Origin of the sequence: Kordia sp. (genome assembly GCF_045105435.1) — a bacterium.
Classification (GTDB): Bacteria; Bacteroidota; Bacteroidia; order Flavobacteriales; family Flavobacteriaceae; genus Kordia.
The window spans coordinates 1-21,408 of the sequence record NZ_JBGCDL010000292.1 but is presented as its reverse complement, the minus strand read 5'-3'; the positions used below and the strand labels follow the sequence as shown (position 1 = coordinate 21,408).

Here is a 21,408-nt window from a genome sequence, read left to right as displayed (position 1 = left end):
TGTTTATCCAATTAATAATGTGGCAATTGTGATGTTATCGACTATATTTGGAATCATCTTGTTTAAAGAAAAACTAATTACTAAAAACTGGATTGGAATTGCCATTGCGATTGTTAGTATTGCAATGATTGCGATTTCGGCGTAAAAAATAAAATAGAATGAACAAATGCCTATTTTTAATATTCACATGTATCTCTTTTCTTGGTTATGGTCAAGATATGAATACTAAAGATTGGACAGAAACTGAAAAAGCACAGTACAAGAGCCTATATGAATTGGCAAATTATATTTACAAGAAAGAAAAAAAAGCGATTTCTAAAGATACTTTATTTAGCAAACATATTTATTTTGATTATGTGCTAAAGGACACGATTGCTAAAAGAAAAGAAGGAAGAATAAAGAAGTTTGATACTTTATTTTACTATTTCCGACAAAGAGTTGATAGTATTGGGTTGGAGAATTTAGATGCAAAACCGATTCGTTTTTATAAAAATCATGAAATTTACAAACCATTCAAAGAAGAACTCTCTAAACAGACTGTCGGTGGTAAAAAAATGGTGCCGAAAAGTGATAATGTTTTTGTATACTTCAGAAAAGAAGAGCCAGACAAACCACTTGGCAGGTTGTTATTTGATCCTAATACACATAAATTAGTAGCATGGGTTATGCTAAATCAAGGCGGACATAACTTTTTTTTAACGTTTAACTTACTTTAACTCTTGGAAATAAAAGACACCTATAAAACTATTGATGTTCCTTCAGAAGAAACATTGTTTAAAGACAGAAATAGTAAATTTTTCGGTTATGCGTTTCCTGTTTCCAATGAAGATGATGTAAAGAAACATTTGGAAGCCTTAAAAAAAAGTCATCATTCAGCGCGACATTGGTGTTATGCATGGCAATTTGGAAAAACGGAACCGTTTCGTTTTCGTGCCAATGACGATGGCGAACCTTCTAATAGTGCTGGAATGCCGATCTATGGACAAATTCAGTCGTTTGATGTGACCAATATTCTAATTGTTGTAGTTCGTTATTTTGGCGGAACAAAATTAGGCGTTGGCGGATTGATTAACGCGTATCGTACAGGCGCACAAATGGCGTTGGAAGCTTCTGACATTCTTGAAAAAACCATCAATATTGATTATTTGCTTGTGTTCGATTACAAAAACATGAACAAAGTCATGCGTGTCGTAAAAGAGCGAAATTTGAATATCATTGCTCAAAAACTAGAAATGGATTGTCGCATTACGATTTCGGTTCGTCAAAAAGACGCACAACAGATTTTTGAGTTGTTTGAGAATTTGTATGAGATTGAAATTAAGGAAGTGGAGTAACGTTTCATTTATAATTTTCTATCAATCATCCTTCAAACCAATCATTCGTATTTCATCTTTTAATGGAAATTTTTTAGTAACACGTTCCATTATTATAGGTCGATTTTGTGCCCATTTGGGATAAGATTTCCATTCTTCATTACTTTTAAAAAATGGTTCAAAGGTTCCAATGGTGATGTTAGCATCAATTTTGATTGTTTGCCACTTTCCATTTATCTTTTCTGAATAATCAATCTGCTTATAGTTTTTCTTTACTACTTTCCAACCTTGTTTGTTATGTATATAATATCGTTTAACCTTTCCTAAAAAAACAGCAATGACAAAAATTATAAATAGAAGTGGGTACATTTTCTTACGATGTTTATTTTAAAAATTCAATTCACAAAAATAGCAATTATTACTTCTTTTTATCATACTTCGCAATAGGTTCACTCACACACACCAATTTTTCAAATTTTGAAGTCCATTCTTTTTGCGTAGACATCATTTTGCATAACTTTTCATGAAAATACACTTGATACCAAATTTCCTTTTGATAGGAACACACATTTGCATAGATTTTTTCAGAATGAATCATCAATTTTAATAGAAAATCGTCTTGTGGTTCTCTATGATTGTTGATCACTTGACTTAATTTTGAAGGTGTAATATCAATATCTTTTGCAAAAATACTTCGCTTTGAATAAATTGCATCAATATAAGATATTAAGAATTCTGAAAAATAATTGCGAGGCTCGTGAATAGATTGTTTGATAAACGTTTCCATTTTCAATTTTAATTGCATGAGTTTTGCACGAATGATATCATCTTTAGATACATTTTTCATGCGTGCCAAACGCGCTTCCATCAAAGCCGTAGCTTCTGATTGAGATTCCTTTTTTGAAGTATATCGTGAATCTACACCGTATTCTGAATTGTTATTTTCCTCGCTAATCATGGTCAAATCGATTTATTAAATGTATTATTTCAGGTACTTCTATGCTCAACGTTAGTCCTGTAACTCTAAAATTGTACGTTTCTATATAATGTTTTGCAATTTCGGTTTTTGGTCGTAATGAAACACAGGTTAAAACTCCGTAAGCTTCTACAGCTAGTTTTGCGGCATGTGCTATCAAGTTTCCTGCTATTTTTTCAAATAGCTTCTGTTTTCCTTGATTTTCAACAGAAACCGTCAATAGTCTGATGTGAATTCTCCATTCGTCAGGAATTCGTTCTAAGGAAATTAATCCTAAGATTTCATTTGAACCAAATGTGTATAATTTATAGACTTCAAATTGTTTTTCTGTTTTCCAATCGAAAAAGTAACGTGCTTTTGTTATTTTCTGATAATCTAAATTATCAACCAAAGTTATATCCACTTGATGTGAATTTCCTGTTGCAGTTTCTAAGATTACCATAGCATGAAGGTACGAAATTGTTTCCGGTTATTATAATTAATTTATCAAAAGTTTACAATTTAGTAAACTTTTAGTGTTTATTGTGAGATTGATGCGTTACGATTTCTGTACGTTAAAAAACGTAATACAGATTTTTGAGTTGTTTAAGATTAGAATTGAAGAGTTGAAGTAATATTATTATTCAAATTTATATTTACAAACTATCTCTCTTAGTGTATTAAAGTTTTCTGGGTTATCAACAAACTTATCTTTTTCCTCAACTTCTATTATGGGATTAATATTTATTTGAAGTTTTCCTGAAGTTGTGAAATTTCGAGCTACAACTTTCCAATTTACATAAGAAATAGTTTTAATGTGACTAGTTTTAAAACATATCTTATCAATTTCAATAGAATCTCCTTGAACTAGCATTGAACTTTCAGGAATGAATTCAGCTTTAAAATCATCTTTAAATTTGATATTGTAATTATAGGGTTTAATATCTAAAAATTCCTTTCTTTTATCTAATGCCTCTGCATTTAACATATTCTCAAAGTCAAAATAAACTTTATAATCTTCCAAAACCTCCTTACTATTATTTTTTAATTCGAGTTCTAATAAGCATACGCTTAAATTAACCAGTTTATAACCATTGAGAATTAAAGAAGAAAATGAAACTGGTTGAGGATCATTTTTTTCTTCTTTAGTTGTACTATACTTATCAAGAGAGTCACCATTTAAAGAATCTAAAAAATCATCAAAAGAATTAATCTTATTCAAAAAATGGTCGTTTAATAGATTTCCCGTTTTCATAGAATCAACAACTCCCTTATAATCAAAACCAAACTTTTTGTTTAATTGTTTAAGTACTTTTTTATCAGAAAAATTAGTTACTTCTTCAATGAAAATTGGTTCAAATACTCCTTCAGAATTATTATTTTTAAGTACTAAATCAACTTCTAAAGATTGCCTTTCTTCTTTTAATTTAAAACTACTAAGTTCTTTATTTATTAAATCTTCGGAAACACTTTTCCAACGATTTAGCATCTCTAGAGGAAACCCAATGGGATCTTTATCAATCAAAGTTGCACAATTAGCACACAGCCATATGCCATTATCAATATCCTTCCTTTGTTCAGAAGTAAGAGTTTCATCGTATCTTGGTCCACCTTCTGAAGCGGCAGTTATATGTGCTCCAATTCCAATGATGGTTGCTTTAAGTTTATCCGAATTTGGCCCGACTGTTGGTTTTCTGCAATCAGGATTGGAACATAAATATCCTACTCTCTTTGCAAGAAGGTCAACTGTCTTCTTAGTAAAATCATCTCTATTTAATGCCATACTCTTGTTTTGGTTAGATTGCGATAACAATATTTCTAGAGGATATTTGTATTACAATCAAAGAATTTTATATTGATAAAGCTAAGTGATCCTTAAAACTATATCAATCATAAGTAAAATCAAAACCAAACATAAGATTTTATTTACTTTATGAACTTTTGTAGTATTAAAAATCACACTTAAAGTTAGGATGAGATACTGAATCAAGTTCAGCACATGGTTCAGAAATGAAAAAAAATTAAACAATTTCTAGATTTTAAAAGTCAATCGTCGATAATTTTTCGATTAAATGCATCGGGCATTTCATAGGTCTTTTAGTCTTCATATTAATGAATGCCAAAACTGCGTTTCCATTTGTAATAATTTCCTTACTTTTATTATAGATTTCGTACTCGAATTCAATCTTAACAGAAGGTAACTTTTTAAGTGTCGTTCTAACTGTCAGTACATCATCATAATAAGCCGATTTCTTGTAATTAATCTGAATAGAAATAACAGGAAGCATTACGCCCATTTCTTCTAGCTCTCTATATGAAATTCCTAAAGCGCGCAACCACTCGGTTCGACCCATTTCAATGAATTGCACATAGTTACCGTGATATACAACGCCCATTTGATCAGTTTCTGCGTAACGAATTCTTGTTTTTATTTCGTGAGTTCTCAAAGTTTTTATCTATATTAAGGTATGTTAATGAATTGTAAAGAAATTGTTTCCAAGCATGAGAAAAAAATTTAAGAAATTCAATAGCATTCTAATTTTTTTTTCACTTTTTTTTTCACATATTTGATCACGCTAAAAATAAAAGAGGAAAACCCCGAATTTTCTTTTTTTTCCTAACCAAAAAAATAACAATTTAACAGTAATAAATGAGTGTAACTGCGCAATCAGTATGGGATAACTGTCTGTCTTTCATAAAGGACAACATTCAACCACAAGCATATAAGACTTGGTTTGAGCCTATAAAGCCTGTAAAGTTAACAAATAAAGCATTAAGCATTCAAGTTCCTAGTAAGTTTTTTTACGAATGGCTAGAAGAGCATTATGTAAAGTTATTAAAGGTTGCTTTAGTGAAAGAATTAGGAAATACTGCCCGTTTGGTATATATCATTAAAATGGAAAATACCTATGGCAATAAAAAACCATTCACTGAAAAAATTCCAAGTTCAAATCGCAGCAATGTGAAAGCGCAAGAAATTAATGTCCCTATCAAAAATAAAAGTCCCGAACTGAAAAATCCGTTTATCATTCCTGGTATCAGAAATGTAAAAATTGAATCACAGTTAAATCCAAATTATAATTTTGATAATTTCCTTGAAGGAGATTCTAACCGTTTGGCACGATCTGCCGGAATGGCGGTTGCCAATAAACCTGGCGGAACTTCTTTTAATCCATTATTAATTTTTGGTGGCGTTGGTCTAGGAAAAACACATATTGCACACGCAATTGGTGTTGAAATCAAAGATAAATATCCTGAGAAAACAGTATTGTACATTTCTGCTGAGAAATTTACACAACAATATATAGAGTCCGTAAAGAAGAATACACGAAACGATTTCATACATTTTTATCAATTGATAGATGTATTGATTATTGACGATGTACAATTCTTCTCTGGAAAGTCTGGAACGCAAGATGTATTTTTCCACATTTTCAATCACTTACACCAAAATGGAAAACAAGTGATTTTAACGTCAGATAAAGCACCTGTAGACATGCAAGATATCGAACAACGTTTGCTATCTCGTTTTAAATGGGGACTTTCTGCCGAATTGCAAACGCCCGATTTTGAAACGCGTGTTTCTATCGTAAAAAACAAACTATATCGCGATGGTGTGCAAATGCCAAATGATATTATTGAATATGTTGCCAAAAATATCAAATCGAATGTTCGTGAGTTGGAAGGCGCTATCATTTCACTCATTGCACAATCGTCTTTTAACAAAAAAGAAGTAACGATCGAATTGGCAAAGCAAGTCGTTGAAAAATTCGTAAAGAACACAAAGCGAGAAGTTTCTATCGATTATATTCAAAAAGTGGTTTCCGATTATTTCCAAATGGATGTTTCTACATTGCAATCAAAAACACGCAAACGTCACATTGTACAAGCACGTCAATTGGCTATGTTTTTTGCAAAGAAATTCACCAAAGCTTCACTAGCTAGTATTGGTTCTCAAATTGGAAAGCGCGATCATGCTACAGTATTACACGCTTGCAAAACGGTTGATAATTTATCATCTACAGACAAGCAATTTCGCAAATACGTAGAAGATTTAACAAAGAAGCTTTCGCTGTAAACTCCACCAAATGAAAACTAAAATTTTAATGGTTTGTTTAGGAAATATTTGTCGATCTCCTTTAGCAGAAGGCATTTTAGCATCCAAACTCGATCCTACAAAATTTGAGGTTGACTCTGCAGGAACCGCCGGTTATCATGTTGGAAATCTTCCCGATAGAAGATCAATAGTAACAGGAAAACAACACGGAATTGACATTACCTACCAACGTTCGCGAAAGTTTATTAAAAGCGATTTTCAAACGTTTGATTACATCTTTGCGATGGATCAATCCAATTATACGAACATTCTCGCTTTGGCGGAAACGGAAACTGACCGCGAAAAAGTGCACATGATTCTAAATCAAATTTCCCCAAATTCAAACGCAGAAGTTCCCGATCCGTATTACGGCGGCGATCAAGGTTTTGAGAACGTGTATCAAATGCTTGATGAAGCTTGCACCATTTTTGCTGAGAAAATTTCTTAAGTAACAATTACCCAAAAAAGCGTCTGCTATTTTTTTGTATCTTTCTAAAAAAAATTAGTAACCTACTTTGTTATGAAATACATCTTCGCCTTAGTCAATTCTGACTAAACATACCTTTTTTAGGCTACGTATATCTCACAAGGTTACAAAACACAACCAAATGAAAAGAAAATTACACCTATTACTAGCGCTGCTATTTCCTATTTTAATGTGCGCACAAGCACCAGAATTGCAAGAATTTGCAACAGGATTTTCAAGACCAGTTGACATCAAACACGCCAATGATTCACGACTATTTATCGTAGAACAAGATGGCGTTATTAAAATCTTAGATGCTACAGGAAACACCAATGCAACACCTTTTTTAGACATTGATGCACGCGTTCGTTCTTCAGGAAATGAACAAGGTTTACTTGGTTTGGCGTTCGATCCAAATTACGCAATAAACGATCGTTTTTATGTAAATTACATCAACAATAGTGGCAATACTGTAATTGCACGATTTACAACCACATCAAATCCAGATATTGCAGATGATACTTCAGAAGAAATTCTACTAACAATCACCCAACCATATACAAATCATAATGGCGGTTCTTTAGCTTTTGGAACAGATGGCTATTTATACATTGCTTTGGGAGATGGAGGAAGCGCTGGCGATCCAGACAATTATGCGCAGAATTTACAATCACATTTAGGGAAAATTTTACGAATTGATGTTAGCGGAGCTTCAGGATATACCGTTCCTGCAACGAATCCGTTTGTTGGAAATCCTGCTGGCTTGGATGAAATTTGGTCGTATGGACTCCGAAATCCTTGGAAAATATCATTTGATAGTGATAATGGCGAATTATGGATTGGCGATGTTGGACAAAACAACCGAGAAGAAATCAACAATGTTCCTATCGTAAATACTGGTTATAATTTTGGCTGGAAATGTTACGAAGGAAATGAAACATTTAACACTACTGGTTGCCCAGCTGCTGCTACAATCACCTTTCCCGTGGGTGAATATAATTATGGAGGAAGTCCATTTCGATGCTCTATTACTGGTGGTTATCGCTACAGAGGAAACATGTACCCTGGCATAGAAGGATGGTATATTTTTGCAGATTATTGCAGTAATGAACTCGGTGCGTTAACTCCTGGTTTAGGAGGAACATGGAGCATGTCTATGTTTAATACACCTTTTTCTCCTAATATCTCTACATTTGGCGAAGACATGAATAAAGAATTATATGCCGCTGGATTAACCGATGGCGTTATTTATAAAATATATGATCCATTTTTAAGCGTTGGTGAAAATTCACTTTCAAACAAGTATCAAATCTATCCAAATCCTGCAAACGATTATTTCCAAATCAGCAATCAAAATACAGCTTCACAAATAAAAGAAGTTGTCATGTATTCGTTTAGCGGAAAGTTGATTTCAACCACAACAATTACTACTGAAAATCAAAAAATTACCACAAATCATCTTACTGACGGAATTTACATAGTACAACTAATTTCAAATAATGATGCAGTTTCATATCATAAATTAATTAAAAATTAGTTTTATTTGTAATTAAACTCCCAATCTATGCAAGCATCACACGGAATTTTATATTTAATTCCTACTACTTTAGGCGAAAGTGAACCTTTGGAAGTATTACCATTATCAGTAAAGAAAATAATTGAAACTACAAATCATTTTATTGTTGAGAATGAAAAAACAGCACGTCGATTCATAAAAAAGATCACACCCAAAAAAGTACAACCATTACTGGAATTGTATGTATTAAACAAATACACGCAAGATCAAGAGTTGCCTGCTTTTTTAGAAGCTATTTTTCAAGGAAAAAATTTGGGTTTACTTTCAGAAGCTGGTTGTCCTGGTGTTGCTGATCCTGGTTCGGAGATTGTAAAAATTGCACATGAAAAAGGAATTCGCGTTGTGCCACTTGTTGGTCCATCTTCCATATTAATGGCAATGATGGCATCTGGAATGAACGGACAAAATTTTGCCTTTAACGGCTACTTACCTATTGATAGTCACGAACGCAAACGCGCGATTAAACAATTGGAAAAACGTGCGATTGACTTTAAACAATCGCAAGCATTTATTGAAACTCCGTATCGAAATGATAAATTATTAGCTGATTTAATTGCTACACTTTCTGGAAATACACGTTTATGTATTGCTTGTGATATTACATTAAGCACAGAATATATTCGCACCATGACGATTAATGAATGGAAGAAAACTTCAGTGAATTTACACAAACGACCGACGATGTTTGTTTTGGATCGCTAGCGCTTTTAGATATTAGACCGCTGCGCTGTTAGAACGCTGTCGCTTTTAGATTTTTTGACTGTTGGCTGTTGGCTGTTGGCTAAAAAAGAACAATTTTATTTTTAAAATTCAATATTCGACATTTATTTTTTTTCAAGCGTCACTTCGAGTGAATTTGCCGAGCAAATTTATATCGAGAAGTACTATGAAATCTCAACTTTTGAAGATAAAACTAGTTTGTTTTGGATAAATAGATTTTAGATCGTTTTACTGTCAGGTATAACAGAACTGCTTGAATGTTTAAATTATTATTTCTACATAAATTAAATAGAAGCTACGAACAAAGATTATTGAGCGAAGTCGAAATAAAACAAAAAAAAACCTCAGCATATTTCTACACTGAGGTTTTTGATAATGTTAACCAAATTTTAGAGTTGTTACACTCTTGCTTTTGCTTTTTTGTTGGCTTTGATAGATGAAACATCATATCCAGCAAATCGCTTCATATAATAGTTCACTGTTGAACCATACGCGTCGGCAAATCGTTGTTTCCCGGCGCTTCTTAAATACTTCTTCACGCTTCCTGGTCCGGCTAAGTGCGCTGCTGCCAAAATCCCTGATTCTGTTACAACAACACCGTTAATTCGCTTTCCAACTGAGCGTTTGATGTCTTTTCTAAGAATCCACTTGTTTCTTGAGGCGTTTGCTTCAAAGGCTTTCTCTTGTAATTTTGGATTTTTTAAGAATGCTTGCGGATTATAAATTCCGATCATTTCCAGTGTTCCTTTTCCAAATTGGTACTTTCCGAGATAACCTAAGGTATTTACCACAAAGTAATTTCCTTGAGATTCTTTAAATGCGACTGCTTCTTTAAAGCCCAAATATCTTTGTCCTGTATACGGAATTGGTGCTTCTTGGAAGTAGCTGTCATCTGTTGGATTTACTGTAAACAGATCAGATGACATTTTATGATTTTCTAAATTTATTTTAAGAACGTTGGTTTCTTTTTTTGAAGTGAAACCTAAACTTACAAATGTTAAAATAGCTACTAAAATTGAGAATTTTATTGCCCCTTTTCTCATAAAAATTGATTTCTTTAAGACTAACTAATCAACATGATTACGCTTAAAATTTCAGCGTGCAAATATACACATTATTTTTAAATAATAGCGTTTTTATGTTAAAGTTGTCTTAAAAGTAGATCGGATGGAAGCGAATTTTACCTAAACTATTGATTTCCAAAGCTGGAGCAGGTATTTTAATAAAGTTTATTACGTTAAAAATACTATTAAGAAATTTAGATTTTGTCTGTATTTTTGTTAAATCGATGTCAATACTTAAATAAAACTGCCGAAAACGTTTTAGTTCTGGCAAAATTTCACGTTGTGTTTCTGTAGTTCCAGCAACTAATCCTTCCGCACCGTAGCCAAAAGCCACATTGAACCATCTTGGAATTTTACTTTGCTTAAAGAACGAATGCACATTGGCACTGAGCCAATAGGTTTGTCCGTTGTAATCTTTGAGAGTTTCTTCTAAAAAACCATTTCCGAGTTTGTTTGGGCGAATTTCAGCAAAGCGCGTTCGATGAAATGAATACTTTAATTTGATGCGTTGTTCATTCCACAATAATTCTTGTCCGACGTATAAGCCTGTTCCGAGTCCGTTTGCGAACACATCTCCCCAAGAAGCTCCCCATTCAGCAGAAAATCCATCCATGACTTCTACAGCAGTTAAAAAGGTAAAACCGAGCGTTGCACCAAAAATTAACTGGTTTTTCTTAGAAACACCGCTCCAATCAAGCACTTCAGCACCAATGTTTCCAACATAATAAGACGTAAATACATGACCCGCTTTGTCCATTTGCATCCACTCATTATTATCATTTATAAATTTAAAAGAAGAACGATCAAAATCAGCATACCAAATTCGATCCAAACCAACCAAGGTTGCAGTTGCCAATGAAGCTTCTGTAATGGTAACAAAATTGCGTCTTGGTTTGTGTAACGTATCTGAAGCTTTCAAAAAATCAGGTGGCGTTAGTTGTGCTGAAACTACATTTACAAAACAGAGAATAAAAAGTAATTTGAGGAATATCTTCATCTACTGGTTTAATTTCTTCTTTTGATAACGATCAAATACAATTGTTCTAAATTCTTCTGCGGAAGTATTCCAAGGAATTCTATATGTGTTTTCGTCATATATATCTTGCAATTCTATAAGCTTATATCCTTTTTCTTTAGGATATATAGTATCAACCATTACTTCGTATATTTCATTTTCAGAAGCTTCTATTTGTGCAGAAATATCTTTAGCGATTTCTCGTATTAATTTTAACTCTCGACTCGCAGGAAGTTCAATCGTTATCATTTGACTTGGATCTAGCAAAGTCTTTACAATATCATTGCTATTCATTCCTTTACGGATGATGTACTTCCCTCCTTTTATACGGCTTTTGTACCCTAGTTTTTTTGCCAAAGTTGAAAAAGCATCTACATCTGTCAATAAAGGCGCTAATTCATTTTTGACATATTTAAAATCAGCACCAGAAGGAATATAAATATACGCTTCTTCATTGTTGAACGCCGTAATTGGCTTAAAGATTTTTTGTGTGATGTTATATATGAAATAAGAACCACCAATGATTCCAAGTATCAAAATTCCGATCAATATTTTACGTAAGTACATTTAGTTGATTTTTTGATATAGAATTTCATTTTTATATTCGCCATTGACAAACGTCCAATCTTTTTTGATTCCGATTTGTTGAAAACCCAAACTTTCAAACAGTTTGATGCTTGCTTCATTATCCTCACCAATGTTTGCAAATAGTTGATGTACATGCAAGTGTTTGAATGCGTAATTGCACACTAACTGCAATGCTTCACTGCCGTAACCTTTGTGTCTAAATTCTCTTTTCGCGATGAGCAAACCGACACCAACACGTTTGTTTTTGGGATCGTATTCAAAAAGATCTATAAGACCAACATTTTCCTTTTTATTACTCACCATCACTAAGCGCAATTGCTTGGCTTCATAAATGTCTTGGTGTGCATTTTCTAAATATTGTTTGATTAAAAATCGTGAATACGGCGTTTGTGTGGCGCTGATTTCCCAAATAGATTCGTCGTTTTCTATTTCGTAGATAAAATCTAAATCTTCGGGTTCGAGTGCGCGTAAATATAGTTTTTCGCCTGTGAGTGTTAGCATAAAATTTCTCCTTTAAATACTTGTGTTGCTTTTCCTTTTAGAAAGATGTTTTTGTACGAAGTTTGATCGCGTTCAAAAGACACTTCTAAACGTCCGCCTTCTACTTGCAAAACCACTTCGTTTGCGCTAGTTTCTTGCAAATGATGCATTGCGAGTGCTACAGCTGTTACACCAGTTCCACACGAAAGTGTTTCATCTTCTACACCTCTTTCATACGTTCGCACTCTAAATTCCGTGTCGGAAAGCTTTTTGACAAAGTTTACATTGGAACCTTCTTCATAATATGGAGCACCATACCGAATGGCTGCGCCTTCTTTTTTGATATCGAATTTTTCAAGTTCGTCTTTGAAGGTTACATGATGTGGCGAACCTGTATTTAAAAATACATAATCGGCATGATCTTCAATGTTGACAACATCTTGCATTTGCAAATGAACCTGATCGCCATCAATCGTTGCATAATGCTTCCCGTCTATGGCAATGAAAGTAGTTTCTTGTTGAATGACTCCGAGAAAATTCGCGAAAGCTACAATACAACGGCCACCATTTCCACACATGGAACTTTCATTTCCATCAGCATTGTAATAGACCATTTTAAAATCGTAGTCTGCATCATTCTCTAAAAGAATTAAACCATCGGCGCCGACGCCAAATTTTCGATCGCACAAGTGATGTACAAGTTTGGTATCATTTTTGGGAAATATATCCTGTCTGTTATCAACGAGCACGAAATCATTTCCTGTTCCTTGATATTTATAAAAAGATAGTGTCATTTATTTTGTTTGATGCTGACAAAAGTACAAATAAAGTATTGATTATCTGAGTGATGTTAAAGTGTCGTTAAAGTTAAAATGTGACTACAATAAATATGTAATTTTAAGTGTTAAATGTAGACAAAGACATTAGAAATATTCACAAAAATTAATAAATTAAATAACTAAATATGAAAAAATTTGCAAGTTTACTATTCGTTTCTGTATTAGCAGGCGTTATTAGCATTGGAGCTTATAAGATTTTTTCGGAATCCCCTGAAAAAGTTGACAAAGCTTCCGTTTTTGAACAAAAAACAACGACTCCTATAAATTATGTAAATAACACGAACTCAAAAACAACAAGTGCTGCTGCAGCAAATATTGACTTTACAGTTGCCGCTGAAAAAACAGTCCATGCTGTTGTACATGTTAAAAATAAAATTACCAAAATTGCACCAAGAAGCGTATGGGATTTATATAATGGCAAAGGAAAACCACAAACCCAAATTGGAACTGGTTCGGGCGTAATTATTACGCCAGATGGACATATTGTTACAAACAATCATGTGATTGAAGGTTCTAACGAAATTCAGGTGACTTTAAATAATAATAAGAATTACGTTGCTAAACTTATTGGAACAGATCCAAAAATGGACATTGCTCTGTTAAAAATTGAAGCAGACGAAGCGTTGCCATATATTTCTTTCGGAAATTCTGACAATGCCAAAATTGGTGAATGGGTTTTAGCCGTGGGAAATCCTTTTAATTTGACTTCTACCGTTACGGCGGGAATTATTAGTGCAAAAGCAAGAGATTTAAACGAAGGTGATAATTTGAGTCAATCATTTATTCAAACAGATGCAGCGGTAAATCCAGGGAATTCTGGTGGCGCATTAGTGAATACAAATGGAGAATTGATTGGCATTAATACGGCAATTTCTTCTCAAACTGGTTCGTATATCGGATATTCATTTGCGGTACCAAGTAATATTGCACAAAAGATTGTTGCAGACTTATTAGAGTTTGGTGATGTACAAAAAGGATTGTTAGGACTTACTGGTGGATCTTTGAATTCGGTCGTAGCAGAAAAACTTGAAATTGCTGAAACAGAAGGTTTTTATGTCGGAAAAGTATTTAGTGATTCTGGCGCTGCAAAAGCTGGAATTGTAAAAGGCGATATTATCAAAAAAATAGACGAAGTAAAAATTTCAAACTTTGCTGACTTGTCAGGCTACTTAGGTTCTAAACGCCCTGGAGATGTTGTAAATGTAACAATATTACGTGACGAAGAATATGAGATAGTACCTGTTACCTTGGTGAAAGAAAAAGTGGCTACTTCTGTCAAGTTAATGAATATGCAGCTTGAAAATTTAGACAAAGAAAATACACTTGGTTACGGTTTAAAGGTAACGGATAACAATAACCGACAATTAGAGGAAGAATTAGGAATTACGCCAGGCTATATTTTAATTGAAGTAAATGGCAAAAAAGTAGCATCGGCGAAAGTTTTAAAAGAATTTCTTGACAAATATGGAGAAGATCAAATTAGAATACTAGCATTTATAAATCCGGAAGGACAATACGAGCGTTTTATCTTTCGATAAAAAAGTGCCATCTATATATGTTGGAAAAGCGAGACACCTAAAACGTGCCTCGCTTTTTTTGTGTTCTTCAACTTCAAAATTATTTTTTAGAGATATTTTCATATCATACGCAGTTTAGTTTCAACTTGTTTGAGGAAATTAGAGCTTTGTTACGCATTCTACAATCTTCACTTTAAATAGCCCTCAAAAAAACTCTTTCTTTTATTTACGAAAACGTTTGAAATTGTATACTTTTGCGCAAAATTTAAACACAACTACACAAACGTAAGACTATGAGTTTTAATGAAATTTACGAAAAGGAACTCACTTTTCAAGCAGATAGAAGACGTGCTACTGTTGAATTTATTAAGAATGTAAGCGATTTATGGTACGATAAATCAATTGAGCTTGTTATTTTTAGAAATCAACTAATTGACAGAAATGTGAGTGAGATTTTAAATCTTCACGAATATGCAGGTCAATTTGTACAAAAACCGATCTCTATTTTTGATACTGTAGAAATTGCACAGGCAATTGCTAAAATTGATCTTCCGCCATCTAAAATTGATATCGGGAAATTAACATACGAGTATCATTTAGAAGACAATCAGTATACAAACGCAACTTCGTTTGTGGTTGATAAATTAAAAGATGCCAAAAAATCTGATGGAATTACACCGAAAGACGTGGTTTTATATGGTTTTGGACGTATTGGACGTTTATTAGCAAGAGAATTAATGACACGTACTGGACGCGGAAATCAATTACGCTTACGCGCGATTGTAACTCGTGGAAAAGTTGATAAAACGGTTTTAGAAAAAAGAGCTTCATTATTACGCAACGATTCTGTTCATGGAGATTTCCCTGGAACTGTTGGTATTGATGTTGAAAATTCAGCATTAATCATCAACGGAACTACAGTTCATGTTATTTCTGCAAACGGACCAGAAGAAATTGACTATACAACATACGGAATTAACGATGCGTTAATTATTGACAATACAGGTGCTTTTAGAGACAAAGAAGCCTTGGAAAGACATTTAGTTCCAAATGGTGCCGATAAAGTATTATTGACTGCGCCAGGAAAAGGCGTTCCAAATATTGTATATGGTGTAAACCACACAGAGCACAATCCTGATGAAGTAAAGGTTTGGTCTGCTGCTTCTTGTACTACAAATGCAATTACACCAGTATTAAAAGTTGTTGAAGATTCTTTCGGATTAAGTCACGGACACTTAGAAACGATTCACGCATATACCAACGATCAAAACTTGGTAGATAATATGCATAAAAAATACCGTCGTGGTAGAGCTGCTGCTTTAAATATGGTAATTACTGAAACTGGTGCTGGAAAAGCAGTATCGAAAGCATTGCCGTCATTGGAAGGAAAATTAACTTCAAATGCGATTAGAGTTCCTGTACCAAACGGTTCATTAGCGATTTTAAATTTAGAAATTGAAAATGCAACTTCTTTGGAAAGTGTAAATACTATTTTTAAGAAATATGCTTTAGAAGGTAATTTGGTAGAGCAAATTAAATATGAATTGAACGACGAATTAGTTTCTTCTGACATTGTTGGTTCTTCGGCGCCATCAATTTTTGATAGCAAAGCAACTATTGTACGCGAAGGTGGAAAAAACATCATTTTATACGTTTGGTATGATAATGAGTACGGATATTCTCACCAAGTAATGCGATTGGCTAAATATATTTCGAAAGTAAGACGCTTTACATATTACTAGTAGAAGGCAAAAATAATATGCAAAAAAGAGTCTCTAAGTTGAGGCTCTTTTTTTATTTATAAATTCACACAATAAATAAAAATATCTTCGTTTATTTGACAACTGTTATTTTAAACTTGAAAAGACGATGAAAGCGAAATACCTATTCCTAGCAATAACGCTGAGTTTCTCAGTACTAGCGAGCGCACAAAACGTAGCAAAAAATGCGAATTTAAAGCTCAAAGACGGACCAATTAAAGAACAATTTGAGTTCATAATTAAAAATTCTAACAAATACAAGAATTATAAAGTTGTAAAGCGCGAATGGATAGAAAAGTTACAGAAGAATGTAGCCGATTCTATCAATGCGGCTCAAAAAGACCTATCTACGGAAGTGGCAAAAGTAGCTACACAACAAACAGATATAGAAAAATTGAAAGCTGATTTTGCTGCCGTAAACCAGAAAATTGAAGATTTAAACACTGAAAAAGACAGCATTTCATTGCTTGGTTTACAATTGAGTAAAGGAAGTTATCAGTCATTAATGTGGGGAATTATAGCCGTTTTAGGCGTTTTATGGTTATTCTTTACGTATAAATTCAAAGCGAGCAATACAATTACCAAAGAAGCAAAAGCAAAATTGACTGAAACAGAACACGAATTTGAAGAACACCGCAAACGTGCATTGGAACGTGAACAACAAGTTCGCAGAAAGCTTCAGGACGAAATCAATAAGAACAAAAACTAATTCTATCCATCATGCGCATTGATATCATTTCTGTAGTTCCTGATTTAGTAAGAAGTCCGTTTGAAGCGTCAATCTTAAAAAGGGCAATTGACAAAGGTATTGTGGAAATTCATCTGCATAACTTGCGCGATTATACTACCGATAATTACAAATCTATTGACGATTATCAGTTTGGCGGCGGCGCAGGAATGGTGATGATGCTTGGACCAATAGATCGTTGTTTATCTGATTTAAAATCGCAACGCGACTACGACGAAGTCATTTATATGACGCCTGATGGAGAAACGCTGAATCAAGGAATTGCCAACACGCTTTCGCTGAAAGGAAATATTATTATTCTTTGCGGACATTATAAAGGAGTAGATCAGCGTGTGCGCGATCATTTCATTACCAGAGAAATTTCGATTGGCGATTATGTGCTTTCTGGTGGAGAATTGGGCGCAGCTGTATTATGTGATTCCATCATTCGATTAATTCCAGGTGTATTAGGAAATGAAACTTCTGCCCTAACCGATTCGTTTCAAGACAATTTACTAGCGCCACCTGTATATACAAGACCTGCAAAATATAACGATTGGGAAGTGCCGGAAGTGTTATTGTCTGGAAACTTTCCAAAAATTGAAGCTTGGCGCGAAGAACAAGCATACGAACGTACGAAGAAGTTACGACCAGATTTATTGGACGAGTAATCTTTGGACTTGCTTTGCTCCTAGATTCGCTCCGCTGTTAGATTGTTAGACTTGTTTCACTCTTAGATCGCTTCTTATGTAATCTCAAAACGTCCCTTCGAGTGATTTTCTATCATATTGAGCGCAGTCGAAATAAATAGACAATTGTATCGAGAAGTACTATAAACTAATTAGTTAATTAGTATTTAAATTTTCAAATAAAACAATTGTAAATTCATAATAAATACTTATTTTTGCACTCAATTTTGAGTCAACCTCTGGCGATAGACGTGCATGTTGGTTTGAATTAATATTTATAAAAAGTTTAAAATGGAAGCTTTAATTAAATTTGTACAAGACGAATTTGTTACAACAAAAGAGTTCCCTGAATTCGCAGCAGGAGATACAATTACAGTTTATTACGAAATCCGTGAAGGTGAAAAAACACGTACGCAGTTCTTTAGAGGAGTTGTAATTCAACGTAGAGGTTCAGGTTCAACTGAAACATTTACAATCAGAAAAATGTCTGGAACAGTTGGAGTTGAGCGTATTTTCCCTGTTAATTTACCAGCACTTCAAAGAATTGAAGTAAACAAAAGAGGTAAAGTACGTAGAGCACGTATCTTTTACTTTAGAGGTCTTACTGGTAAGAAAGCTAGAATTAAAGAAAGAAGATTCAAATAAAATCTTTCAAAACAATACAATAAAAAAGTCCTGCAACATTGCAGGACTTTTTTCGTTATAAACAATTGTTCATAACTACGGTTTATATCTTGTTGATTTCTAATCTATTATATCTCTTGCTTTTTCAAAAACTTATACTACATTTATAAAAGAATTTATAAAGAAAGATGCAAATCAGACGCTGTAAATTCTAAAGAACGTTCTAACAGTTGTTATTTTAATAAATTTTCTGGAAATGATTTTTTGGACACAAATCATCATCAAAGAAAATGGAATTCTATTTCTAATGTAGCTTGCTACAAAAGACTCAAGGAATGACACCGAAATTTATTAGTATTGCTAAGATGCTACTAAATGTATTATGTGATCTGCAATTCTGCAAAGAATTCAAAATTACATAAAAGGACACATCACGAAAGTGTATATGTACAAGTAGGTATATTAAAGAACAACAGAAGTAAGTTTCTAATTAAGTAAAATTAACGACAAAACTCATTTCGAAACTGAAGTGTTGTATTATATAATGAATTAGCTGAGAAATTAGTGATACATTTCATAACACACATTTTAAAAAAAGCCATGTCAAGGTAAGAAATTACAATGATATGGCTTTTGTCATATATAAAACATAACAACTTTTCATACTAGACAGGTTAACATTGGCTTAATCTCACATCATTTTGTATATTTGCACCTCGTAAAAATTACATCTATAATACCTAAATAATATCTACAAAACAATATGGCAAAATCAACAAAGATTATCTACACGAAAACTGACGAAGCACCAGCATTAGCTACGCATTCTTTTTTACCAATCGTAAAAGCATTTACGGCTCCTTCAGGAATCGATATTGAAACAAAAGATATTTCTTTAGCAGGAAGAATTTTAGCAAATTTCTCAGAATACTTAACACCAGAACAACGCGTAAATGATGCGTTAACTGAGTTAGGAGAATTAGCGAAAAAACCAGAAGCAAACATTATTAAACTACCAAACATTAGTGCTTCTGTTCCGCAATTAAAAGCCACAATTACCGAATTACAAGCCAAAGGATTTGCAATTCCTGATTATCCAGAAGAAGGAGAAACGGAAGAAGAAAAAGCAATCTTAGCAAAATATAATAAAGTAAAAGGTTCAGCTGTAAACCCTGTATTACGCGAAGGAAACTCTGATCGTAGAGCGCCAAAAGCTGTAAAAAATTACGCTAAGAAAAATCCGCATAGCATGGGCGCTTGGTCATCTGACTCAAAAACACATGTCGCTACAATGAATGCAGGAGATTTTCGTTCCAATGAAAAATCTGTAACCGTTGCAAACGCTACTTCAGTAAATATTGAACATACTGATGCTAACGGAAACAAAACCGTATTAAAAGAAGGAATTGCATTAGTAGCTGGCGAAGTGATCGACGCTACAGTGATGAGCAAAAAAGCATTACTTGCTTTCTTGGAAAGAGAAATTGCAGATACGAAAGAAAAAGGATTGTTGTTCTCTCTTCACATGAAAGCAACAATGATGAAAGTAAGTGATCCTATTATTTTTGGACATGCAGTGCGTGTGTACTTCGCAGATTTATTTGAAAAATACCAAGCTACTTTTGACGAAATTGGCGTAGATGTAAACAATGGTTTTGGAAACTTACTAAACAATCTAGAAGAATTATCTGCCGAAAAGAAAGAAGAAATTGTAGGTGATATTGCAGTTGCTATGGAAAATGGTCCTGATATCGCTATGGTCGATTCTGACAAAGGAATCACAAACCTACACGTACCAAGTGACGTAATTATTGATGCTTCAATGCCTGCAATGATTCGTAACTCAGGAAAAATGTGGGACGCAGATGGAAAAACACAAGATACAAAAGCCGTAATTCCAGATAGTAGTTATGCAGCTTTATACCAAGCTACTGTTGATTTCTGTATTGAAAATGGTGCTTTTGACCCTACTACAATGGGAACTGTTCCTAATGTTGGATTAATGGCTCAAAAAGCAGAAGAATATGGTTCGCACGATAAAACTTTTGAACTTCCTGCTGACGGAACTGTTCGTGTAGTTGATGCCGAAGGAAATACACTCACAGAACATGCAGTTGAAGCTGGAGATATTTGGAGAATGTGTCAGGTAAAAGATGCACCAATTCGCGACTGGGTAAAACTAGCCGTAAGCAGAGCTACCGCAACAAACTGGCCAGCAGTTTTCTGGTTAGATGCAGAAAGAGCACACGATGCAGAATTAATCAAAAAAGTAAATCTATACTTAAAAGACCATAATACTGAAGGATTAGAAATTCACATTCTAGCCCTAGAAGAAGCTACAAAATTCACTTTAGCACGTATCAAAAAAGGAGAAAACACAATCTCTGTAACAGGAAACGTATTGCGTGATTACTTAACGGATCTTTTCCCAATCTTAGAATTAGGAACAAGTGCAAAAATGCTCTCTATTGTTCCATTAATGAATGGTGGCGGATTGTTTGAAACTGGTGCTGGTGGATCTGCTCCAAAACACGTGCAACAATTCAACAAAGAAGGACACTTACGTTGGGATTCTTTAGGGGAATTCCTAGCATTAGCGGTTTCTTTAGAGCATTTAGGGTCAAATTACGACAACAACAAAGCAATCGTTTTATCAGAAACGCTGGACGATGCAACGGATAAATTTTTGGAAAACAAAAAATCACCTTCACGCAAAGTGAATGAGTTAGACAACCGAGGAAGTCACTTTTACCTTTCTTTATACTGGGCGCAAGCATTGGCTACTCAGGAGAAAGATGCGGAATTAAAAGCGCGCTTCACTCCAATCGCTTCGCAACTTGCTGAAAACGAAAATAAAATCGTTACGGAATTAAATGATGCGCAAGGTTCTCCTATGGATATTGGCGGATACTACATGCCAAACGACGATATAACTGCAAAAGCAATGCGTCCTAGTGAAACATTCAATAACATTTTAAG

22 protein-coding genes are annotated in these 21,408 nt (G+C 33.8%); 12 read left to right on the top strand and 10 right to left on the bottom strand.

Translation table 11 applies throughout. From position 1 onward, the window contains the following. Positions 1 to 218 precede the first annotated feature (218 nt). Both AB8B65_RS15080 and AB8B65_RS15075 read left to right on the top strand, forming a co-directional pair. A complete protein-coding gene (locus AB8B65_RS15080; protein WP_405302093.1) occupies positions 219 to 716 on the top strand; it encodes a hypothetical protein in 498 nt (165 codons plus the stop codon). 3 nt (positions 717 to 719) lie between these two features. After that, positions 720 to 1,334: an IMPACT family protein gene (locus tag AB8B65_RS15075; protein WP_405302092.1), complete on the top strand. Its 615-nt coding sequence runs from the start codon at positions 720 to 722 to the stop codon at positions 1,332 to 1,334. A gap of 21 nt (positions 1,335 to 1,355) precedes the next feature. Here AB8B65_RS15075 and AB8B65_RS15070 read toward each other — a convergent pair whose 3' ends face one another. The 5 genes from AB8B65_RS15070 to AB8B65_RS15050 all read right to left on the bottom strand — a co-directional run bounded on the left by AB8B65_RS15070 (position 1,356) and on the right by AB8B65_RS15050 (position 4,715). Then, the gene (locus tag AB8B65_RS15070; RefSeq protein WP_405302091.1) at positions 1,356 to 1,682 is read right to left on the bottom strand and encodes a hypothetical protein; all 327 of its coding nucleotides are present in this window, start codon (positions 1,680 to 1,682) and stop codon (positions 1,356 to 1,358) included. Between the two features lie 49 nt (positions 1,683 to 1,731). Further along, positions 1,732 to 2,271: a hypothetical protein gene (locus AB8B65_RS15065; protein ID WP_405302090.1), complete on the bottom strand. Its 540-nt coding sequence runs from the start codon at positions 2,269 to 2,271 to the stop codon at positions 1,732 to 1,734. After that, positions 2,264 to 2,731: an N-acetyltransferase gene (locus AB8B65_RS15060; RefSeq protein ID WP_405302089.1), complete on the bottom strand. Its 468-nt coding sequence runs from the start codon at positions 2,729 to 2,731 to the stop codon at positions 2,264 to 2,266. The genes AB8B65_RS15065 and AB8B65_RS15060 overlap by 8 nt, the downstream gene beginning before the upstream one ends. Positions 2,732 to 2,908: 177 nt before the next feature. After that, positions 2,909 to 4,051, bottom strand: coding sequence for a hypothetical protein (locus AB8B65_RS15055; RefSeq protein WP_405302088.1), 1,143 nt, complete (start codon positions 4,049 to 4,051; stop codon positions 2,909 to 2,911). A gap of 256 nt (positions 4,052 to 4,307) precedes the next feature. Further along, on the bottom strand, positions 4,308 to 4,715 hold the full coding sequence (locus tag AB8B65_RS15050; RefSeq protein WP_405302087.1) for an acyl-CoA thioesterase: 408 nt from the start codon (positions 4,713 to 4,715) through the stop codon (positions 4,308 to 4,310). Between the two features lie 203 nt (positions 4,716 to 4,918). Between AB8B65_RS15050 and dnaA the strand changes: the two genes are divergently transcribed. The 4 genes from dnaA (at position 4,919) to AB8B65_RS15030 (ending at position 9,108) form a co-directional block, all read left to right on the top strand. Then, positions 4,919 to 6,346 carry a chromosomal replication initiator protein DnaA gene (gene dnaA / locus AB8B65_RS15045; RefSeq protein WP_405302086.1) on the top strand — a complete coding sequence of 476 codons (1,428 nt, stop codon included), beginning with the start codon at positions 4,919 to 4,921 and terminating at the stop codon, positions 6,344 to 6,346. A gap of 10 nt (positions 6,347 to 6,356) precedes the next feature. After that, positions 6,357 to 6,812 (top strand): low molecular weight protein-tyrosine-phosphatase, encoded by a 456-nt coding sequence (locus tag AB8B65_RS15040; protein WP_405302085.1) that lies wholly within the window; start codon positions 6,357 to 6,359, stop codon positions 6,810 to 6,812. Positions 6,813 to 6,972: 160 nt separating this feature from the next. Then, positions 6,973 to 8,367 (top strand): PQQ-dependent sugar dehydrogenase, encoded by a 1,395-nt coding sequence (locus AB8B65_RS15035; protein ID WP_405302084.1) that lies wholly within the window; start codon positions 6,973 to 6,975, stop codon positions 8,365 to 8,367. A gap of 27 nt (positions 8,368 to 8,394) precedes the next feature. Next, entirely contained in the window at positions 8,395 to 9,108 is a 714-nt protein-coding gene (locus AB8B65_RS15030) for an SAM-dependent methyltransferase (protein ID WP_405302083.1), read from the top strand. A gap of 416 nt (positions 9,109 to 9,524) precedes the next feature. Here AB8B65_RS15030 and AB8B65_RS15025 read toward each other — a convergent pair whose 3' ends face one another. From AB8B65_RS15025 to dapF, 5 genes are all read right to left on the bottom strand, one after another. After that, positions 9,525 to 10,169: a hypothetical protein gene (locus AB8B65_RS15025; protein WP_405302082.1), complete on the bottom strand. Its 645-nt coding sequence runs from the start codon at positions 10,167 to 10,169 to the stop codon at positions 9,525 to 9,527. Between the two features lie 109 nt (positions 10,170 to 10,278). Beyond that, complete coding sequence (locus AB8B65_RS15020; protein WP_405302081.1) at positions 10,279 to 11,187, bottom strand: DUF2279 domain-containing protein; 909 nt, start codon at positions 11,185 to 11,187, stop codon at positions 10,279 to 10,281. Beyond that, on the bottom strand, positions 11,188 to 11,772 hold the full coding sequence (locus AB8B65_RS15015; protein ID WP_405302080.1) for an endolytic transglycosylase MltG: 585 nt from the start codon (positions 11,770 to 11,772) through the stop codon (positions 11,188 to 11,190). It abuts the gene before it with no gap. Further along, positions 11,773 to 12,294, bottom strand: coding sequence for a GNAT family N-acetyltransferase (locus tag AB8B65_RS15010; RefSeq protein ID WP_405302079.1), 522 nt, complete (start codon positions 12,292 to 12,294; stop codon positions 11,773 to 11,775). Then, complete coding sequence (dapF, locus tag AB8B65_RS15005; RefSeq protein WP_405302078.1) at positions 12,288 to 13,067, bottom strand: diaminopimelate epimerase; 780 nt, start codon at positions 13,065 to 13,067, stop codon at positions 12,288 to 12,290. The genes AB8B65_RS15010 and dapF overlap by 7 nt, the downstream gene beginning before the upstream one ends. A gap of 170 nt (positions 13,068 to 13,237) precedes the next feature. Between dapF and AB8B65_RS15000 the strand changes: the two genes are divergently transcribed. From AB8B65_RS15000 to AB8B65_RS14975, 6 genes are all read left to right on the top strand, one after another. Next, positions 13,238 to 14,650 (top strand): S1C family serine protease, encoded by a 1,413-nt coding sequence (locus tag AB8B65_RS15000; protein WP_405302077.1) that lies wholly within the window; start codon positions 13,238 to 13,240, stop codon positions 14,648 to 14,650. A gap of 272 nt (positions 14,651 to 14,922) precedes the next feature. Then, positions 14,923 to 16,371 (top strand): glyceraldehyde-3-phosphate dehydrogenase, encoded by a 1,449-nt coding sequence (locus AB8B65_RS14995; RefSeq protein WP_405302076.1) that lies wholly within the window; start codon positions 14,923 to 14,925, stop codon positions 16,369 to 16,371. A 127-nt stretch (positions 16,372 to 16,498) separates the two neighbouring features. Next, entirely contained in the window at positions 16,499 to 17,098 is a 600-nt protein-coding gene (locus tag AB8B65_RS14990; protein WP_405302075.1) for a tRNA (guanine-N1)-methyltransferase, read from the top strand. 11 nt (positions 17,099 to 17,109) lie between these two features. Beyond that, positions 17,110 to 17,787, top strand: coding sequence for a tRNA (guanosine(37)-N1)-methyltransferase TrmD (gene trmD, locus AB8B65_RS14985; RefSeq protein ID WP_405302074.1), 678 nt, complete (start codon positions 17,110 to 17,112; stop codon positions 17,785 to 17,787). Between the two features lie 309 nt (positions 17,788 to 18,096). Further along, the gene (gene rplS, locus AB8B65_RS14980) at positions 18,097 to 18,450 is read left to right on the top strand and encodes a 50S ribosomal protein L19 (RefSeq protein ID WP_405302073.1); all 354 of its coding nucleotides are present in this window, start codon (positions 18,097 to 18,099) and stop codon (positions 18,448 to 18,450) included. 742 nt (positions 18,451 to 19,192) lie between these two features. Then, a partial coding sequence (locus tag AB8B65_RS14975) for an NADP-dependent isocitrate dehydrogenase (protein WP_405302072.1) occupies positions 19,193 to 21,408 on the top strand: 2,216 nt, incomplete at its 3' end.

Excerpts from the sequence above, each read along its gene's own strand:
- AB8B65_RS15000 (WP_405302077.1), top strand. The coding sequence starts at position 13,238 with ATGAAAAAATTTGCAAGTTTACTATTCGTTTCTGTATTAGCAGGCGTT.
- dapF (WP_405302078.1), bottom strand. The coding sequence starts at position 13,067 with ATGACACTATCTTTTTATAAATATCAAGGAACAGGAAATGATTTCGTG.
- AB8B65_RS15040 (WP_405302085.1), top strand. The coding sequence starts at position 6,357 with ATGAAAACTAAAATTTTAATGGTTTGTTTAGGAAATATTTGTCGATCT.
- AB8B65_RS15060 (WP_405302089.1), bottom strand. The coding sequence starts at position 2,731 with ATGGTAATCTTAGAAACTGCAACAGGAAATTCACATCAAGTGGATATA.
- AB8B65_RS15080 (WP_405302093.1), top strand. The coding sequence starts at position 219 with ATGAATACTAAAGATTGGACAGAAACTGAAAAAGCACAGTACAAGAGC.
- AB8B65_RS15020 (WP_405302081.1), bottom strand. The coding sequence starts at position 11,187 with ATGAAGATATTCCTCAAATTACTTTTTATTCTCTGTTTTGTAAATGTA.
- AB8B65_RS15035 (WP_405302084.1), top strand. The coding sequence starts at position 6,973 with ATGAAAAGAAAATTACACCTATTACTAGCGCTGCTATTTCCTATTTTA.
- AB8B65_RS15015 (WP_405302080.1), bottom strand. The coding sequence starts at position 11,772 with ATGTACTTACGTAAAATATTGATCGGAATTTTGATACTTGGAATCATT.
- AB8B65_RS14990 (WP_405302075.1), top strand. The coding sequence starts at position 16,499 with ATGAAAGCGAAATACCTATTCCTAGCAATAACGCTGAGTTTCTCAGTA.
- AB8B65_RS15025 (WP_405302082.1), bottom strand. The coding sequence starts at position 10,169 with ATGAGAAAAGGGGCAATAAAATTCTCAATTTTAGTAGCTATTTTAACA.
- AB8B65_RS15065 (WP_405302090.1), bottom strand. The coding sequence starts at position 2,271 with ATGATTAGCGAGGAAAATAACAATTCAGAATACGGTGTAGATTCACGA.
- rplS (WP_405302073.1), top strand. The coding sequence starts at position 18,097 with ATGGAAGCTTTAATTAAATTTGTACAAGACGAATTTGTTACAACAAAA.
- AB8B65_RS15030 (WP_405302083.1), top strand. The coding sequence starts at position 8,395 with ATGCAAGCATCACACGGAATTTTATATTTAATTCCTACTACTTTAGGC.
- AB8B65_RS15055 (WP_405302088.1), bottom strand. The coding sequence starts at position 4,051 with ATGGCATTAAATAGAGATGATTTTACTAAGAAGACAGTTGACCTTCTT.
- AB8B65_RS15010 (WP_405302079.1), bottom strand. The coding sequence starts at position 12,294 with ATGCTAACACTCACAGGCGAAAAACTATATTTACGCGCACTCGAACCC.
- AB8B65_RS14995 (WP_405302076.1), top strand. The coding sequence starts at position 14,923 with ATGAGTTTTAATGAAATTTACGAAAAGGAACTCACTTTTCAAGCAGAT.
- trmD (WP_405302074.1), top strand. The coding sequence starts at position 17,110 with ATGCGCATTGATATCATTTCTGTAGTTCCTGATTTAGTAAGAAGTCCG.
- AB8B65_RS15070 (WP_405302091.1), bottom strand. The coding sequence starts at position 1,682 with ATGTACCCACTTCTATTTATAATTTTTGTCATTGCTGTTTTTTTAGGA.
- dnaA (WP_405302086.1), top strand. The coding sequence starts at position 4,919 with ATGAGTGTAACTGCGCAATCAGTATGGGATAACTGTCTGTCTTTCATA.